Annotated in this window: 17 protein-coding genes; 8 read left to right on the top strand and 9 right to left on the bottom strand. The window is 60.3% G+C overall.

Annotation, left to right across the window (positions count from 1 at the left end; genetic code table 11):
* Positions 1–28: 28 nt before the first annotated feature.
* Complete coding sequence (locus tag ODJ80_RS11705) at positions 29–943, top strand: helix-turn-helix domain-containing protein (RefSeq protein ID WP_263042240.1); 915 nt, start codon at positions 29–31, stop codon at positions 941–943.
* A gap of 327 nt (positions 944–1,270) precedes the next feature.
* Here the strand turns inward: ODJ80_RS11705 and ODJ80_RS11710 are convergent, their stop codons facing one another.
* Together ODJ80_RS11710 and ODJ80_RS11715 are read right to left on the bottom strand one after the other, a co-directional pair.
* Positions 1,271–2,056, bottom strand: a complete 786-nt coding sequence (locus ODJ80_RS11710) for a GDSL-type esterase/lipase family protein (protein ID WP_263042241.1) — start codon at positions 2,054–2,056, stop codon at positions 1,271–1,273.
* A 32-nt stretch (positions 2,057–2,088) separates the two neighbouring features.
* Positions 2,089–2,985 carry an AEC family transporter gene (locus tag ODJ80_RS11715; protein WP_263042242.1) on the bottom strand — a complete coding sequence of 299 codons (897 nt, stop codon included), beginning with the start codon at positions 2,983–2,985 and terminating at the stop codon, positions 2,089–2,091.
* Positions 2,986–3,123: 138 nt separating this feature from the next.
* On the opposite strand from ODJ80_RS11715, the gene ODJ80_RS14115 reads away from it, so the two are divergent.
* Positions 3,124–3,357, top strand: coding sequence for a CPBP family glutamic-type intramembrane protease (locus tag ODJ80_RS14115; protein ID WP_330672315.1), 234 nt, complete (start codon positions 3,124–3,126; stop codon positions 3,355–3,357).
* 59 nt (positions 3,358–3,416) lie between these two features.
* Here ODJ80_RS14115 and ODJ80_RS11720 read toward each other — a convergent pair whose 3' ends face one another.
* Entirely contained in the window at positions 3,417–4,028 is a 612-nt protein-coding gene (locus ODJ80_RS11720) for a hypothetical protein (protein WP_263042243.1), read from the bottom strand.
* Positions 4,029–4,030: 2 nt separating this feature from the next.
* A complete protein-coding gene (locus ODJ80_RS11725; protein ID WP_263042244.1) occupies positions 4,031–4,636 on the bottom strand; it encodes a hypothetical protein in 606 nt (201 codons plus the stop codon).
* 357 nt (positions 4,637–4,993) lie between these two features.
* Here ODJ80_RS11725 and ODJ80_RS11730 point away from each other — a divergent pair, with 357 nt between their 5' ends.
* The 4 genes from ODJ80_RS11730 to ODJ80_RS11745 all read left to right on the top strand — a co-directional run bounded on the left by ODJ80_RS11730 (position 4,994) and on the right by ODJ80_RS11745 (position 9,084).
* The gene (locus ODJ80_RS11730) at positions 4,994–5,365 is read left to right on the top strand and encodes a GntR family transcriptional regulator (protein WP_263042245.1); all 372 of its coding nucleotides are present in this window, start codon (positions 4,994–4,996) and stop codon (positions 5,363–5,365) included.
* Positions 5,366–5,819: 454 nt separating this feature from the next.
* A complete protein-coding gene (locus ODJ80_RS11735; protein WP_263042246.1) occupies positions 5,820–6,665 on the top strand; it encodes an ABC transporter ATP-binding protein in 846 nt (281 codons plus the stop codon).
* A gap of 17 nt (positions 6,666–6,682) precedes the next feature.
* A complete protein-coding gene (locus ODJ80_RS11740) occupies positions 6,683–7,321 on the top strand; it encodes an ABC-2 transporter permease (RefSeq protein ID WP_263042247.1) in 639 nt (212 codons plus the stop codon).
* 851 nt (positions 7,322–8,172) lie between these two features.
* Complete coding sequence (locus ODJ80_RS11745; RefSeq protein ID WP_263042248.1) at positions 8,173–9,084, top strand: phosphotransferase family protein; 912 nt, start codon at positions 8,173–8,175, stop codon at positions 9,082–9,084.
* 603 nt (positions 9,085–9,687) lie between these two features.
* On the opposite strand, the gene ODJ80_RS11750 is transcribed toward ODJ80_RS11745, so the two are convergent.
* From ODJ80_RS11750 to ODJ80_RS11770, 5 genes are all read right to left on the bottom strand, one after another.
* The gene (locus tag ODJ80_RS11750; protein ID WP_178863478.1) at positions 9,688–10,605 is read right to left on the bottom strand and encodes a SufB/SufD family protein; all 918 of its coding nucleotides are present in this window, start codon (positions 10,603–10,605) and stop codon (positions 9,688–9,690) included.
* A complete protein-coding gene (locus tag ODJ80_RS11755; RefSeq protein WP_263042249.1) occupies positions 10,602–11,330 on the bottom strand; it encodes an ABC transporter ATP-binding protein in 729 nt (242 codons plus the stop codon). The genes ODJ80_RS11750 and ODJ80_RS11755 overlap by 4 nt, the downstream gene beginning before the upstream one ends.
* Before the next feature lie 457 nt (positions 11,331–11,787).
* Positions 11,788–13,650, bottom strand: a complete 1,863-nt coding sequence (locus tag ODJ80_RS11760; RefSeq protein WP_263042250.1) for a heavy metal translocating P-type ATPase — start codon at positions 13,648–13,650, stop codon at positions 11,788–11,790.
* Between the two features lie 115 nt (positions 13,651–13,765).
* Entirely contained in the window at positions 13,766–13,987 is a 222-nt protein-coding gene (locus ODJ80_RS11765) for a cation transporter (protein WP_022337024.1), read from the bottom strand.
* A 27-nt stretch (positions 13,988–14,014) separates the two neighbouring features.
* Entirely contained in the window at positions 14,015–14,377 is a 363-nt protein-coding gene (locus ODJ80_RS11770; RefSeq protein WP_178863472.1) for an ArsR/SmtB family transcription factor, read from the bottom strand.
* Positions 14,378–14,550: 173 nt separating this feature from the next.
* Here ODJ80_RS11770 and ODJ80_RS11775 point away from each other — a divergent pair, with 173 nt between their 5' ends.
* Positions 14,551–15,003 (top strand): GNAT family N-acetyltransferase, encoded by a 453-nt coding sequence (locus ODJ80_RS11775; RefSeq protein ID WP_263042251.1) that lies wholly within the window; start codon positions 14,551–14,553, stop codon positions 15,001–15,003.
* Positions 15,004–15,016: 13 nt separating this feature from the next.
* Complete coding sequence (locus ODJ80_RS11780; protein WP_263042252.1) at positions 15,017–15,661, top strand: flavin reductase family protein; 645 nt, start codon at positions 15,017–15,019, stop codon at positions 15,659–15,661.
* Positions 15,662–15,681: the final 20 nt, after the last annotated feature.

The following is a 15,681-nucleotide window of genomic DNA, read 5'->3' on the forward strand; positions in this document are numbered from 1 at the left end:
TGGAGGGAACGAAAGGTATATGGAATAAATGGACATTTTATTTATCCCCTGCTTGACTTTTCTCTTCAGCGCGGCCTATTATGAAATGGACATATTGGAAAAGGCAGGTGCGGCATCTATGAATACCGGACAAGGGCTTCCCCGGTGGTTCCGGCTGGCGGGGGAGATCCACGTGGAAATTGTGGATAAATTCAGCGGCGGGAACGTACACCCAGACCGGGTGATGGCCCAGTGGGTTCTGGTGCTGATGATCAGTGGGACGCGTACCTTCCGCATCTATGGGGGGGATTATGCAGTTCACGGCGGCGAATTTTTTCTGCTGCCGCCCTATGTGCGGCATTACGGGCTGCAGCATGACGAGCACGAGGCCTATTTTGCCCATTTCCAGGCAGAGGGGGCAGAGACCCCGCCGCCCACGGAGCTGGACAACGGCCATATCCTGCTGCCATTATGGGGACAGGTTCCTCTGGAGCTCCCCTGCTTTGACCTGATGGAGTACGCGGCCTGCCACAGGGCCCCGCCCTTTTTCAACGAAAATTTCCTCTCCTCCCAGATCCAGGCAATCCTGTACCAGCTCAGTTTGGCTATGCAAAAAAAGCGGCTGTGGCCCAAGCGGGAAAACAGGACGGCCCTCCAGATCCTGCAATATATTGACAACAACAAAGGCCGGCAGCTACAAAACCAGGACTACGCCGCTGCCTTTGGCATGACTTACCGCCGCCTGAACGCCATCTTCCAGGCTGTGTACGGCGTGACGATCAAGCAGATGCAGGGGATCCTGCGGGTGGAGCAGGCCAAGCGTATGCTCAGTTCTGGCTACACCATTTTAGAAACCAGTGCGGCTTGCGGGTTTGAGGATTATTTTTATTTCTTGAAAGTGTTTAAAAGCAAAACCGGCATGACGCCCTCCCAGTACCGGGAGACCTATTCCGATACCCATTGACCGGCAGAAAGCATATTCATAAAATGGCGGAGCCCTTCCTATTCGGTAATGGGGAAAACCGGTTGCGGCACCTACCGCTCAATGGCTACCCTGATATAAAATAGCTAAGGCACGCTGTCCCCCAGTGGGGCGGTATGCTTTTTCGTGCCGCGGGGGCGCTCCTCAATTCCAAGGCAGTTCTGCCCTTGCTGTTGGGTATTGAAGAAGGCCGGAATCGCTCCCGGCCTTCCCATAGATATTCCCATATTCCCCGCGCCAAATTCTGACCGCAGGCCGGCACGCTGCGACGCCGCAATCACCGGCGCTGTCATTCTTCCACACGCATGATCAATTTAGAGGCATGGGCGCGCCCCCCTCCGTGCCGTGGGGAAAACGGGCGCCAGTGGCGCTCTGCCGCGAACCGGACGAGGCGGCCGCTTCGTCCAGCCATGGCAGCAGGGCCTTCAGCACCTGGGCGTAGCCGTCGCCGTACATGTGCATTCCTTCGATGGTGTATTCGGGACGCATGTTGCCGCTTTCATCGGTGATGGCGCTGTTGCAGTTGAGGAAACCGGCCCCAACCTTCTTCGCCAGTGCCTGCACAGCTTGATTTGCCTGGGCAATGGTTCGATTGTTCCGGGACTTTAAAATCTCCCGGCCGTGGGGTTCTTCCGCCAGTTTCGGCTCGCAGAGGGGGTAGTAGGCCAACAAGGTCAGCTTAACCCCCGGCACATGGGCCTGAATGTCCCGCAGGATGGCTTCGTACCGCTCCATCAACCCCTCCACAGTGTACTCCGGGGTATTCATATCGTTGGTGCCAATGTTGATGAGCACTTGGCTGGGCCGCAGCTGGTAAACACACACGTCCAGCGACTTGGCAAGCTGCTGCGTGGTGTATCCCCCAATACCCCGGTTGTACACAGTGTAGGTTCGGCCCATGTCCAACAGCAGTTCATTGATGGGGAACTGCTCCATCAGGCTGGAACCCACAAACAGCACCTTTCCCAGCTGGGCAAATTGGTTCAACCGGCGATAGCGCTCCAGCTTTTCAGCAACCAGCTTTTGGTCCAGCTCCTCCATGCGGGCGGTGATTTCTCTCTCAACCCGCTGTTCAATGGCCATTTTTTCGCTCATTTCAATTGCTCCTCTCCTATTTTCGGCCCAGGTCAGGAAACCAGCAGGACCAGGGGCATGGTGATAATGGACAAGATGGTGGAAAGGCACACCATCCCTGCGGCAGCCTGGGAATCCCCGCCCTGGCGCTGGACATACACCGCCAAGTTGGAGCCCACCGGTGCAGCGGCGGCAATGATCAGCGCGGCCCGCATCTCCCCAGGAACGCCGGGAAACGCCTTGAGCAGCAGCACTGTCAGCAGGGGGATGAGCAGCAGCCGAACCCCGCTGACCAGCCAGGCCTCCTTGGAGAGAAACATCCTCTTGGGGGAAATGTTCCCCAGCAGCACACCTAAGATCACCATGGCCACCGGCGCGTTGCAGGCCGCCACGGAGCTCACCGCATTGGTGAAGATCACCGGCAGGGTGATGGGTAAAAAGTACAGCAGCAGCCCCACCGCGAAAGCGATCACCAGGGGATTTTTCAAAACGCCCAACGGCTTGGCGGCCTGAGCATCCCCTAAAATGGCCTGGCCGTAAGTCCACTGGAGGATGTTCAGCAGCGCCACAAACCCGGCGATGTAAAACACGGCCCCCTCCCCTACCACAGCAGTGATCAAGGGAATCCCCATAAACCCCGCGTTGGAGAAGGCGCTGCCAAAATTCGAGGCGGGCTTTTTCCAAAACAACAGGGCGGACACCCCCACGGACACACCCAGGGCCAGCGCGGAAAGCAGCAAAGACCACAACAGGTTTTGGGTGGCCTGGGGGGTGGCCTCCCGGAGGAAAGATTGAACGATGACGCATGGCAGGATAGCGTACAGCAGCAAGTTGCTTAAAGCGGAACTGTTCTCCTGGGTGACCAGCCGGAACCGGCGTAGGCACCAGCCCACACCCACATACAAAAACATGGTGATCAACTGCCGCAGCAAAATAAGGGCTTCTTCCATCTTGTTTTCACCTTCCTGGGAAAAGAGTCGTTTCCGGAATTTGGAGCAGAACGGATCCGGCCAGGAGATCCTCTCTAAGCCGTTTCATTTTTTCAAAAGCTTGAAAGCCGGCGGAAGATTCCGCTGGGATTCACAGCCTTGCTCCTTCTGCGCATTGAATGGGCACCTGCAGCTGCCGGGCAGCATACGGTTCAATTCATTTTACCAGGTTCAGGCCCTGCCCGCAACACAAACATTCATACTATCCTGCTGTTTTGGAAGGTGGTCACCGGCCTGTGCCTGGGGGTGCTCTTCGGTCTGCTGCGCTGGAAATACAAAAACGCCTATGCCCCGGCCCTGCTCCATCTGGCGGTGAACGCCTTTGGCAGTTAAACAGCACGCAAAAAGCGCCCTTCCCCACAAGGAAGGGCGCTTTCTTATTCTATCGAACCTCACTCCGTGGCAGAGGAGTCCGTGATGAACTGATTTAAGCCAAACATAAGGTACAGGCTGGATGTTTTTCCGTTCATCTGGGCGTGGCCCAGATTGGCCAAGGTGGGCTGCTCCCCCTCGGTGGAATACCAGCGGGAGACGGTGGATGTGATCTGCTGGTTCTCGTTTCCCAGAACATCATCCGGCGCGCCGTAGAGCTCTTCCATCTCTTGGCTCAACGCGTCATACAGTTCAGCGCCCGCTTCCGGGTCCGCGTCCTCGGGGAGGCGGAAGTACAGGTGGACCAGCTCCAGCGCTTCGTTGTTGAGCTCAAAGGTTACCTGCACATCGTACCCCTCGTAGGAAGCTTTCTCCAGCAGGCCCCAGTTTTCATAGGTGTCCACGCCGCCGCCAAAATTCAGGGAATCCCCAAAGCGCTGCTGCACATCCGCCTTGGAGGTGCCCACCGGCAGGCTCTCCAGCTGGAACGCGCCGTCTTCGTCCTGCAGATCCTCCAGCCGCAGCTCTCCGCCCGCCAAAAGGGCCTCTCCCCCTTCTTGGGGCTGCTGGCCGCAGCCAACCGCCAGGAGAAGCAACAGGAACGCCAGGAACACAACTGACAATCGTTTCATACTCAAATCTCCTTCCAATCCGCGGCCTGCCCCACCGCCAGGGAAAGGATCATGCTCTCCGCTTCTCTCCCTTTGCCAGGGCCGTGAGAGAGCCGCAGCATAGTGTCTTCCTCTCCCAGCCAGATGTGGACCACCGTTTTCCCTTCCTCTTCCGTGGAATCGGGCGGGCCGTAAAGGTCTTCCAGCTTGGGCATCATGTCCTCATAATGGGTCTGGGTCAACTGGGCGATCACAGGGTCCTCATAGTCCGGGTCGGTGGTGAACTTAAAGCGGACCCGGATCAACTTGCCGTTGTCAAACTCCATCTGAGCCGAGCTGGTAGAGAAAGTTTTCCCTTCCCCATAGATATAACGAGGCTCTGTACTGTTGTAGAACTCCCAAGAGCCCTCCGAGTATCCGGGAAAAGGATAGCGGATGTACACCTTTTCCTTGGCCTCCTCCAAAGAAATGCCCAGGGGGAGCTCCGAGAACTGGAACACCCCCTCCTCGTTTTGGAAGGAATCCAGCTTCAGTTCCTTATGAGGGGATGACTGGGGTGCGGAAGAGGAACAGCCTGTTACGCAAGAGAGCAGCAACAGGAGCAGGAGTCCTTGTAAAAAACGACGCATTTCATGTCATCCTTTCGGTTGCATTCAAAAAATGTCCGTCGGGTGTTTTGCTTCTTTTGTCCCTGCAATTTGATATAGTTTTATCTACCTCCTTTTTATTTTATTGTGGATTAAGTATACCAGGCAATTCACAGTTTGTCAATCATTATGACATAATTGTAACTAATTTATGAACAAGCCGAACCTAACAGCACACACAAACGGGCCCGCGGAAAAATATTTCTCCCAGGGCTTGACAAAGTGTATCTAGTGTGTATATAGTATATATACAATATTTCAACGCGTGGGGATATTGGAGCCGCCCTGGGGGACGCCCTGGGGCGAGGGGGCCCGGGCCCCAGGAAAGGAAGTGTCGGGTTGCACATCATCATCAGCAATCAAAGCGGGAAACCGATTTACGAACAGATCACCGAGCAGATCAAGGCGCTGATCATCAGCGGAGAGCTTGGCGAGGGGGACGCGCTGCCCAGCATGCGGCTGCTGGCAAAGGAGCTGCGCATCAGCGTCATCACCACAAAGCGGGCCTATGAAGAGCTGGAGCGAGAGGGGTATGTGAGCTCGATCCCTGGCAAGGGGAGCTTTGTGGCGGGCAAGAACACAGAATTTTTAAAGGAAGAGCAGCTGCGCAAGGTGGAGGAGCACTTGCAGGAGGCTGTGAAGGCCGCACAGCTGTGCGGCATGGAGAAGGAAGAGCTGGTGGAGACCCTGCGCCTGCTGTGGGAGACTTAACCGGCGCAGTGCCTGCGCTCTCAAGACGCGCTTTGGGGCGGCGGCTACGGCCGCGCCTGTGCTGACAGCCAGCGCACGTCCACGCCGAAGGCGCGTAAAAGTTTCGTCCACCTTTTCAAAGGTGGTGGGGTTTGGGGTGAAACCCCAAGACCTTACAGGGGTGCGGGGGGTCCTGGTGCCCGGTGGGCACCGTTCAGGACCGACCGAGGCGGCAGCCGAGACCAGCCACCGCCTTCCCATACTCCAAAAAAGGGGGACGTATGTCCCCCTCTTGGGGTGGCACAGAGCCCGGGCCTCGCCCTATCGCCCTGCGGGCGCGTGCGGGCGTTGCCCTGCTTTTTTCCACCGGCTGCGCCGGTTTCAGGTCGAAACTTTTTGAAAAAAGTTTCATCAAAAACTTTTACTCGCCTACGGCGCTGTACCTTTATACTTTGCATCTTTTAAGGAGATCACTATGGAATACGCGATGGAACTGCGGAATCTCCGCAAAGAATACAAACAGTTCACCCTGGACAACATCTCCCTTTCCCTGCCAATGGGCTCCATCATGGGCTTCATCGGCGAGAACGGGGCGGGCAAAAGCACCACCATCAAGGCCATGCTAGGCCTCATCCGCCCCGACGGCGGCTCCATCCGCCTGCTGGGCAAGGACCCCACCACCAGCCGCGCCGTTATGGAGCAGGTGGGCATGGTGTTGGACGCCGGGTTCTTCCCCCCGGAGATGAACCCCAAACAGCTGAGCAAAAGCCTCTCCAGCATCTACAAGCACTGGGACGCCTCCGCCTTTGCCCGCTACCTCCAGCGCTTCGACATCGACCCCGGCAAGAAAGTGAAGGAGCTCTCCCGGGGCATGGTGATGAAGCTCTCCCTGGCCGTGGCCCTGTCCCACGGGGCCAAGCTGCTGGTGCTGGACGAGGCCACCTCCGGCCTGGACCCCATCATCCGGGACGACATTCTAGACATCCTCTACGACTTCATCCAGGATGAGGAGCACAGCGTGTTCCTTTCCTCCCACATCACCGGGGACTTGGAGAAGATCGCGGACTATGTGGCCTTCATCCACCAGGGCAAGGTGCTGATGGTGGGCGAGAAGGACACCTTGCTGGAAACCTATGGCCTGTACCACTGCACCAAAGATCTGCTTTTGGAGCTGGAGCCCCAGGCCGTGGCGGGCTATCGAGAGAGCGGCTTTGGCGTGACGGCCCTGGTGCTCCGGGAGCGCATGCCCGCCCACTGCGAAGTGGAGAACGCCAGCTTAGACGACATCATGCTGTACAGCATCAAGGGCAAGCGCCTGTGAGAAAGGGGAGTTTTTCAATGCTAGGCTTACTGTACAAGGACTTTTACACTGCGAAAAAGGAGCTGCTGATGACCGGCTTTATGGCGCTGATCTTTAATGTGCTCAACGTGGTGGTAGTGGAGCAAGAGCTGCTGGCGCCCTCCATCGGGGTGCTGATCTCGGTGGGGAGCCTGGTGCCCACCTATTCCATCCACTATGACAAGGCCAACAACTGGAACAAATTTGTGTGCGCCTCGCCCATCAGCCGGACGAAGGTGGTACTCTCCAAATATATCGCCGGGATTGCCAGCATCGTTGTGATGAACCTGCTGATCGTGCTGGACAACGTGGCCATCGGCTCGCCCATGCCGGTGTGGAGCTACCCGGTGTTCCTGTGCCTTACGGTGTTTGCCCAAGCGGTGATGATCCCCGTGTGCCTGAAGCTGGGCCAGAACTTTGTGGTGGCGGTGTTCATGGGCATGGTGTTTGTGCCAATGGCTGTTCTGTTCGGCCTGAACCGCCTGGGCGTGTGGACGGATGAGGCCATCCGGGGCGCCTTTGACTTTGTGGAGCGCAACGCAGCCCTGCTGGGCCCCATCGCCGCCGTGGCCGTGGCAGCGCTGTATGTGGCCTCCTTTTTCCTGACGCTGCATTTCTACAAAAAAATGGAGTTTTAGGTCCGTGGCCGGACTGGACATGTCGCGAACGCCGCTTTAGGGCGGCGGGGTTTGCGGGGGGCGGCTGGCCTAAATGCCCGCGCTCAAGTTAGGTGGAGACAAGTAAAGTTTTCGCTCAAGCCTTTTTCAAAAGGCTTGTGGGGTTTGGGGCGGCGCCCCAAGACCTTACAGGGGTGCGGGGGGTCCTGGTGCCCGGTGGGCACCGTTCAGGACCGACCGAGGCGGCAGCCGAGACCCGAAGCCACCGCCTTCCCATACTCCAAAAAGAGGGGGGACGAATGTCCCCCTCTTGGGGTGGCACAGAGCCCGGGGTTTTTGCTTGAGGATGGGGCGGGCTGGGTGTCTCCGCGCCCGGCGGGGGGTTGCGGCCTTTGCCAGAATCCGCTATAATGGGGAAAAACCAGGAAGGAGCCCTGCCATGATTTTATCGGGAAAAGAAATACAGGGGCACATGGGAAAAGACATTGTCATCCAGCCTTTTGACCCCAAGCGCCTGGCGCGTGGCCGCGCGGGACAAGTCGCGAACGCCGCTTAAGGGCGGCGGAGCTGGCTGAGGGCGGCTAACTCACAAGCCCGCGCCCAGGTTTGGCAGAGACAAGGAAAAGTTTCGCCAGCCTTTTCAAAGGCTGCGGGGTTTGGGGTGAAACCCCAAGACCTTACAGGGGTGCGGGGCGAAGCCACCGCCTTCCCCTACTTCCAAAAAAGGGGGACGAATGTCCCCTTCTTGCGCGGCCACGCGCCCCGCGCCCAGGCCGGGTAGAGAAATCCGGCCTTGCCAAAGGCAAGAAGCCGGCTTGTCCCGCGCGGCCACGCGCCAGCCTGCTGTACAAGGACTTTGAGGGGTGAGGACCATGCTGTTTACCGAAACCGTGGAAAATTGGAAGGACTGGGGCCGGGTGTTCCAGTCCATTCCGGCGTTCACGCCCCTGGCCCAGGAGATCTGCCGCCGGGAGGGCCTGCCCTGGGTGGGGCTCTCCCCCCTCACCCCCGGCACCAACGGGGTGTTCCGCTGCGGGGACGCGGTGCTGAAGATCTTCTTCCCCAAGGAGTCCGGCCTGGACCCGGCCCTGGACTTCCACCGGGAACTGGCGGTGTCCCAGTGGGCGGCCAAGGCGGGGGTCTCCACCCCGGCGGTGCTGGGGCAGGGGATGGTCTGCGACAAGTACGACTTCTACTACCTCATCACCCAGTATTCCCCGGGAAAAGAGGCTGGGCCCTGGCTGGAGACGGCCACCCCCGCCCAGCGGGCTGAATTTGTAAAAAGGCTGCGGCAAATGCTGGAAACCCTCAATCGGCCTGCTCCGGGCATCTTCCCCTGGGAGGATTTGAAAGCCCAGGCCCGGACAAACAAGCGCCTGGAAAAGCTGACGCCCTCCCTGCGGGAGGAGGTGCTCCACCGGCTGGAGGGGATAGAGCTGGGGGAGATCGTCCTCACCCACGGGGACCTGACCGGGGAGAACCTGCTGGTGAAGGAAGACGGCAGCCTGGTGGTGATCGACTGGGCGGACGCGCACCTGGCCCCCGCCTGGTACGAGCTGGGGCCCATTGCCTTTGAGCTGTTCCAGGGCCGGGGGGAGCTGCTGCGGCTCTTCGCCGGGGCGGACCGGGAGGCGTTTATAGAGCGCCTGCTGGACTGCTGCTGCCTGCACGACTTTGGAGCGGACTTTCTGTGGAACTTCTGGCAGCGGGAAGGCGCGGCGGAGTTTCGGTCTTTGAGAGAGGTGCGGGAGCTGCTGGAGAAAAAGCTGGGGAGAGACAAGTAAAAGTTTCGCCAGCCTTTTTCAAGCGCGTGGCCGCGCGGGACAAGTCGCGAACGGCGCTTTCAGGCGCCGGGGCCTGCTGAGGGCCGCTAGCCCAAATGCCCGCGCCCAGGTTTGGCAGAGACAAGGAAAAGTTTCGCCAGCCTTTTCAAAGGCTGCGGTTGGTAAGGCGGAGCCTTACGGCCTTACCCGGCGCAGCCGAAAAAGAAAAGCAGGGCAACGCCCGCATGGCGCGCAGCGCATAGGGCGCGGCCCGGGTGCGGAGGCACCCTGCTTGTCCTTTCCGCAGTCGATAGCCCCGGGAGCGGGCACGGTGGCACCCTGCTTGCTCTTTCCACAAGCAAAACTCCGCTCTCTAGGGCAAAACAATAGGGGGACATACGTCCCCCCTTTTTTTGGAGTATGGGAAGGCAGGACCTACGGTCCTTGCAACCCCCTTAGGGTCACGAGACGCTGTCTCGCGCTCTGCAAGCCTTTTGAAAAAGGCTTGAGCGAAAACTTTACTTGTCTCCACCCAGCCTGGGCGCGGGCCTATGGGCTAGCGTCTCTCTGCAAACTCCGCCGCCCTAAAGCGGCGTGCGCGAATTGTCCAGTCCGACCACGGACCTAGCTGAGGAAGCCTTCCACGATTTTTTCCTCGGCTTCCTCTTCGGTCAGGCCCAGGGTGCGCAGCTTCATAATCTGCTCCCCGGCGATCTTGCCGATGGCCGCCTCGTGGATGAGGGCCGCGTCCCCGTGGTTGGCAGAGAGCTCCGGCGCCGCGTCCACCCGGCCGTGGTCCGCGATGATGGCGTCGCACTCCGAGTGGCCCGCGCAGGGGGCGTTCCCCGTGATCTTGCTCCGGTACGCCTGGTAGGAGTCCCCCCGGGCCACGGAACGGCTCACCAGGTCCGTGGAGGACCCCTCCCCGTTCATGGTCACCTCAAAGTCCGTGTAAGCCTCCTGCTTGCCCTCGGTGAGCAGCCGCTCCCGAATGACCAGCTTGGCGCTCTTCTCCAGGGTGGCGCGGGTCTTGCGGGTGGTGCGGTCCACCCCGCCGATCTGGGAGGTGTCCATCTCCAGCACCGCGTCCTCCTTGAGGAAGCACTCGGTCACCGGGTCGATGGAGCGGATGCCCGCGCCCTTGCCCGTGCCCACATGCTTTTCGATGTACTTGACACGGGCCCCCTTCTCCAGGAAGAACCGGTGGATGCCGTTGTGCCGGGCGGGCTCCCCGTTTTCCGTGTGGACGCCGCAGCCCGCCACGATGGTCACGTCGGCGTACTCCCCCACATAGAAGTCGTTGTACACCAGGTCGTCCACGTCCCCGTGGGTGACGCAGGCGGGAATGGACACGGTCTCCCCCTTGGTGCCGGGCTGGATGTGGATGTCCAGGCCGGGCAAGTCCTTTTTGGAGTCGATCTGGATGTGCTCGGTGGACTGGCGGCCCGCGCAGCCCCCGTCCTCCCGGATGTTGAACGCGCCTTTAAAACCATCTTTCCAATTGGAAACCAGTTTCAGCAATTCTTCAGTCACGCTTTTCATGCGAACACCGCCTCCCTCTTGGCGCAGGCGTCACAGTGGGCGCTGCCCGCCATCAGCCCGGGCAGAAGCTCCTGGGCCGGGCCCTTCTCCTTCAACTGGCCGCCGGAGATGACCACCAACTCATCGGCGATCTGCAGAATACGCTCCTGGTGGGAGATGATGATGAGGGTGCCCTGCACCTTGCCCCGCAGGCTTTGGAACACGTCGATCAAATTGGTGAAGCTCCACAGGTCGATGCCTGCCTCGGGCTCGTCGAACAGGGAGAGCCGGGTGTGGCGGGCCAGCACCGTGGCAATCTCAATGCGCTTGATCTCCCCGCCGGAAAGGGTGGCGTCCACCTCCCGGTCCAGGTACTCCCGGCCGCACAGGCCCACCCGGCCCAGCAGCTCGCACACCGCGCTGGAGGTGAGGGTCTTTCCCGCGGAGAGCTCCAGCAGGCGGCGCACGGTGAAGCCCTTAAAGCGCACCGGCTGCTGAAAGGCGAAGCTGACCCCCTCTCGGGCCCGCTGGGTCACGTCCAGGCCGGTGATGTCTTTGCCGTCCAAGAAAATTTTGCCGCTGTCCGGCGTCTCAATGCCTGCGATGATCTTGGCCAGGGTGGTCTTGCCGCCGCCGTTGGGGCCGGTGATCACCGTCAGCTTTCCCTCCGGGATGGTCAGGCTCACATCCCGCAGCACCTGGCTGCCGCCCGGGGCAGTCCAGGAGATATGTTGCAGTTCCAGCATAATGCTGTCTCCTTTCTTTGTAAAGGCGGGTGGCGCGTGGCCGCGCGGGACAATTCGCGCTTTGGGGCGGCGGCTAAGGCCGCGCCTGTGCTGACAGCCAGCGCACGTCCGCGCCCAGTGCCTGGGCACTCAAGACGCGAACGGCGCTTTAGGGCGCCGGGGCTGGCTGAGGGCGGCTAACTCACAAGCCCGCGCTTGGGTTTGGCAGAGATAAGTAAAAGTTTTTAGTCAAGTTTTTTTCAAAAAACTTGCGGGTTGTAGGGCGGAGCCCTACGGTCTTAAGGGAGGTGCGGAACCGTAGGTTCTGCCTTCCCATACTCCCAAAAAGGGGGGACGAATGTCCCCTTCTTGCGCGGCCACGCGCCGCGACTTGAGTGCCCAGGCACTGGGCTAGCGGCCCTCAGCAGGCCACGCCGGGCTGGCGTTCCCCTATCCAGGGTTCCCACTGTATTCTAAATTATTTCTTCCCGGCTTGCAAGGCCCGGGAAGCATTTAAAATAGCGATAACCATGACGCCTACGTCGGCGAAGACAGCTTCCCACATGTTGGCGATGCCAAACGGGGTGAGCGCCAGCACCAGCAGCTTCACCGCCAGGGCAAAGACGATGTTCTGCCGCACAATGCGCAGGGTGCGCTGGGAAATCTCCATGGCCTTGGCGATTTTGGAGGGCTTGTCGTCCATCAGGACGATATCCGCCGCCTCGATAGCTGCGTCTGAGCCCAGGGCACCCATGGCAATGCCAATGTCCGCCCGGGAAAGCACCGGCGCGTCGTTGATTCCATCCCCCACAAAGGCCAGCTTCCCCTTGGGGGACTTCTCGGAAAGCAGCGCCTCTACCCGGTCCACCTTGTCCCCGGGGAGCAGCTGGGTGTAGGCTTCGTCCAGGCCCAGGTCCTTCGCCACGCTCTCTCCCACGGCTTTGGCGTCCCCGGTGAGCATGACGGTCTTCTTCACCCCTTGGGCCTTCAGGGCGGCGATGGCCTCTTTGGCGTCGGGCTTGACCTCATCGGAGATGACGATGTGGCCGATATACTTCCCCTCCACCGCCACATGGACGGTGGTGCCCACATGGTGGCAGGGGTGCCACTTGACGCCGATGTCCTCCATCAATTTGTCGTTGCCCGCGCAGACGGTCCTGCCGTCCACCTGGGCCCGCACCCCCCGGCCGGAGAGCTCTTCCACCTCTCCCACCCGGGAGGCGTCCAGCTCCTGGCCCCAGGCCTCTTTGAGAGAGCGGGAGATGGGGTGGTCCGAGTAGCTCTCCGCCAGGGCGGCCATTTCCAGCAGGCCGCTTTCGGAGTACTCCTCCGGGTGGATGGCGGTGACGTTGAACACGCCTTTGGTGAGGGTGCCGGTCTTGTCAAAGACCACGATCTCCGTGTTGGCCAGCACCTCCAGATAGTTGCCGCCCTTGACCAGGATGCCCTGGCGGGAGGCCCCGCCAATGCCCCCAAAGAAGCTGAGAGGCACAGAGATGACCAGCGCGCAGGGGCAGGACACCACCAGGAAGATGAGGGCCTTCTGCACCCAGCCCACCCAGTCCCCCACAAAGAGAGGGGGCACCAGGGCCAGGGCCAGGGCGCAGAACACCACGATGGGGGTGTAATACCGGGCGAACTTGGTGATGAAGTTCTCCGCCTTGGCCTTTTTGCTGCTGGAGTTCTCCACCAGGTCCAGAATTTTCTGGACAGTGGACTCCCCGAAGGGCTTGGTCACCCGCACCCGCAGCAGGCCGCTTTGGTTGACGCACCCGCTGATGACGTCATCCCCGGGCTGCACCTGGCGGGGCACGCTCTCTCCTGTCAGGGCGGAGGTGTTCACCATGGACTGGCCCTCCAGCACCACGCCATCCAGGGGGACGCGCTCCCCGGCTTTCACGGTGATGGTATCCCCCACCGCCACTTCCTCCGGGTCCACCTGAGTCAGCTGGCCGTCCCGCTCCACGTTGGCGTAGTCCGGGCGAATGTCCATGAGGCTGGCGATGGATTTCCGGGATTTGCCCACGGCGTAGCCCTGGAACAGCTCCCCCACCTGGTAGAACAGCATGACGAACACGGCCTCGGGGTACTCGCCCTCGCCGAAAAAGCCGGTGCAGAAGGCCCCCACCGTGGCCAGGGCCATGAGGAAGTTCTCGTCGAACACCTGGCCATGGGCGATGTTCCGGGCGGCCTTCCACAGCACATCCCAGCCGATGACGAAATAGGCCGGCAGGAACAGCACAAACCGCCACGGGCCTTCATAGGGGATGAGCACCGCCGCCACCAAAAGCACCGCACTGGCGGCAATGCGGGCCACCATTTTCTTCTGTTTCCTTGTCATAAATCTCAGACCCTTCTCGAAGTTTTCACAGCAGGGCGGCATCCGCCTTTGGAGACCCTTTCTCCCGTGGGGCAGTGGGCCTGCCCCCTTTTCCAGGCGGCAAACCGCCCCAGCGTCACTTCAGGTTAATGACGCAGTCGGGCTCCACCTTTTTGCAGGCCTTGACAATCTGCTTGAGGATGTCGTCAAAGCGGCTGTCGTCGGCCTCCACAGTGAGCTTCTGGGTGAGAAAGCTGACGCTGGCATCGGAGACGCCGTCGATCTTCTTGATGGCGTTCTCCATTTTGGCGGCGCAGTTGGCGCAGTCTAAATCAGTGAGTTTGTAAGTTTTTTTCATGGCAGAACACTCCTTTGCAGTGTGGGGTTACTCGGTGACGTGCTCCATGCCCTGGCCCAAAATGGCGCGGACATGGCTGTCGGCCAAAGAATAGAACACGGTCTTTCCCTCCCGGCGGTATTTGACCAGCTTGCTCTTTTTCAGCACCTGCAGCTGGTGGGAGATGGCGGATTGGGTCATGCCCAGCAGCTGGGCGATATCGCACACGCACATCTCCGATTCAAAGAGCACATACAAGATCTTGATGCGGGTGGAGTCCCCGAAGATCTTGAACAGCTCCGCCAGGTCGAAGAGGGTCTCCTCGGCGGGCATCTCCCGGTTTACCCGGTCCACAATCTCCTGGTGGACAAACAGGAAATCGCACCCGGGGGCGCTTTTCTTCTCAGGCATTCTTAAACATCCTTTCACATGAACGATTGTTCATGTATATAGCATACTCTCCTCCCTGGGTCTTGTCAAGGGGCGTCCGCCTCTTTTTGCAAATTTTTCCCGCCGTCCACCGTCCGCCGCTCTTCCTCCCCATGGAAAACTCTGCTATAATGGCTTTAAAAGGAGGGAGACCCATGGAGACCCGTTTCATTCTGTTCCGGGAGGAGCCCCGGTGGCTGGAACAGGCGGCGGCCTGGTTCCACCAAAAGTGGGGCGTGCCCCAAGAGGCCTACCGGGAGAGCATGCTGGCCTGCCTGGCTGAGAAAAGCCCCGTGCCCCAGTGGTATCTGGCGGTGGAGGGGGAGCGCATCGTTGGAGGGTTGGGGGTCATCGAGAACGACTTCCATCCCCGGAAGGATCTGGCCCCCAACGTGTGCGCCGTGTATGTGGAGGAGGACCGCCGCTGCCGGGGCATTGCCGGGGCACTGCTGGAGCTGGCCTGCCAGGACATGGCCGCCCAGGGCGTGCCCACCCTGTACCTGCTGACGGATCACGTAGGCTTTTACGAGCGTTACGGCTGGGAATACCTGTGCCCTGTCCGGGGGGACGGGGAGGAGCGGGACACCCGGGTGTACGTCCACCGCTGAAAGGAGTTCTGCCATGAAGATCGAAGTGGGCGGGGCGTTCCCCGCGTATTTTCAGCCAGCCTATCCCGAGGAATTCCAGCTGTTCTCCCACTTTGAGGTGACGGCGGGCATCCCTTCTCCCCTGTTCGCCATCACCACCTGGAAGGAGAACGGCCTGCCCAACGTGTGCTTTCACGCATGGAGCTGCTTCCACGGGGACAGAACCGCCTTTTTCGCTGTGATGGGCAACCTGTACCAGCACACCCACACCTATCAGAACATCCTGCGGGAGGGGTGCTTCTGCGTCAACTTCCTGCCCAGCTCCCGCTATGGGCAGCTGGTGGAGACCATTCACCACAACGGCCTGGACACCGATGAGTTCCAGGCCGGGGGCTTCACCCTGGAGGAGGCCCGCACCCTTCACGCGCCCCGCATCGGAGAGGCCTTCCTCACCCTGGAGTGCCAGCTCAAGCAGGTCCAGGACCTGAGCGGCGCGGGGCTGACGGCCATGGTGGTGGGCCAGGTACAGCACGCCTGGGTGGAGGAAGAGGTGGCCCGGGGCTACCGGCGCTACGGCAAAGAGGGCTTCATGCTGCTGGCCCCCGCCCCCCAAGACCTGCTCACCGGAGAGCCGGGCCAGTCCGGCATCGGCCGGATGGAGCTGGAATTTTTGGACTGACATAAAAAAGGCCGCCAATG

The organism is Acutalibacter sp. LFL-21 (assembly GCF_025630755.1).
GTDB classification, from domain to species: Bacteria; Bacillota; Clostridia; order Oscillospirales; family Acutalibacteraceae; genus Acutalibacter; species Acutalibacter stercoravium.

What these genes read in the sequence shown, in the direction of transcription:
- ODJ80_RS11725 (WP_263042244.1), bottom strand. Translation starts at nt 4,636, where the DNA reads ATGCGTCGTTTTTTACAAGGACTCCTGCTCCTGTTGCTGCTCTCTTGC.
- ODJ80_RS11755 (WP_263042249.1), bottom strand. Translation starts at nt 11,330, where the DNA reads ATGCTGGAACTGCAACATATCTCCTGGACTGCCCCGGGCGGCAGCCAG.
- ODJ80_RS11775 (WP_263042251.1), top strand. Translation starts at nt 14,551, where the DNA reads ATGGAGACCCGTTTCATTCTGTTCCGGGAGGAGCCCCGGTGGCTGGAA.
- ODJ80_RS11745 (WP_263042248.1), top strand. Translation starts at nt 8,173, where the DNA reads ATGCTGTTTACCGAAACCGTGGAAAATTGGAAGGACTGGGGCCGGGTG.
- ODJ80_RS11780 (WP_263042252.1), top strand. Translation starts at nt 15,017, where the DNA reads ATGAAGATCGAAGTGGGCGGGGCGTTCCCCGCGTATTTTCAGCCAGCC.
- ODJ80_RS11710 (WP_263042241.1), bottom strand. Translation starts at nt 2,056, where the DNA reads ATGAGCGAAAAAATGGCCATTGAACAGCGGGTTGAGAGAGAAATCACC.
- ODJ80_RS11770 (WP_178863472.1), bottom strand. Translation starts at nt 14,377, where the DNA reads ATGCCTGAGAAGAAAAGCGCCCCCGGGTGCGATTTCCTGTTTGTCCAC.
- ODJ80_RS11740 (WP_263042247.1), top strand. Translation starts at nt 6,683, where the DNA reads ATGCTAGGCTTACTGTACAAGGACTTTTACACTGCGAAAAAGGAGCTG.
- ODJ80_RS11760 (WP_263042250.1), bottom strand. Translation starts at nt 13,650, where the DNA reads ATGACAAGGAAACAGAAGAAAATGGTGGCCCGCATTGCCGCCAGTGCG.
- ODJ80_RS11705 (WP_263042240.1), top strand. Translation starts at nt 29, where the DNA reads ATGGACATTTTATTTATCCCCTGCTTGACTTTTCTCTTCAGCGCGGCC.
- ODJ80_RS11735 (WP_263042246.1), top strand. Translation starts at nt 5,820, where the DNA reads ATGGAATACGCGATGGAACTGCGGAATCTCCGCAAAGAATACAAACAG.
- ODJ80_RS11765 (WP_022337024.1), bottom strand. Translation starts at nt 13,987, where the DNA reads ATGAAAAAAACTTACAAACTCACTGATTTAGACTGCGCCAACTGCGCC.
- ODJ80_RS11750 (WP_178863478.1), bottom strand. Translation starts at nt 10,605, where the DNA reads ATGAAAAGCGTGACTGAAGAATTGCTGAAACTGGTTTCCAATTGGAAA.
- ODJ80_RS11720 (WP_263042243.1), bottom strand. Translation starts at nt 4,028, where the DNA reads ATGAAACGATTGTCAGTTGTGTTCCTGGCGTTCCTGTTGCTTCTCCTG.
- ODJ80_RS11715 (WP_263042242.1), bottom strand. Translation starts at nt 2,985, where the DNA reads ATGGAAGAAGCCCTTATTTTGCTGCGGCAGTTGATCACCATGTTTTTG.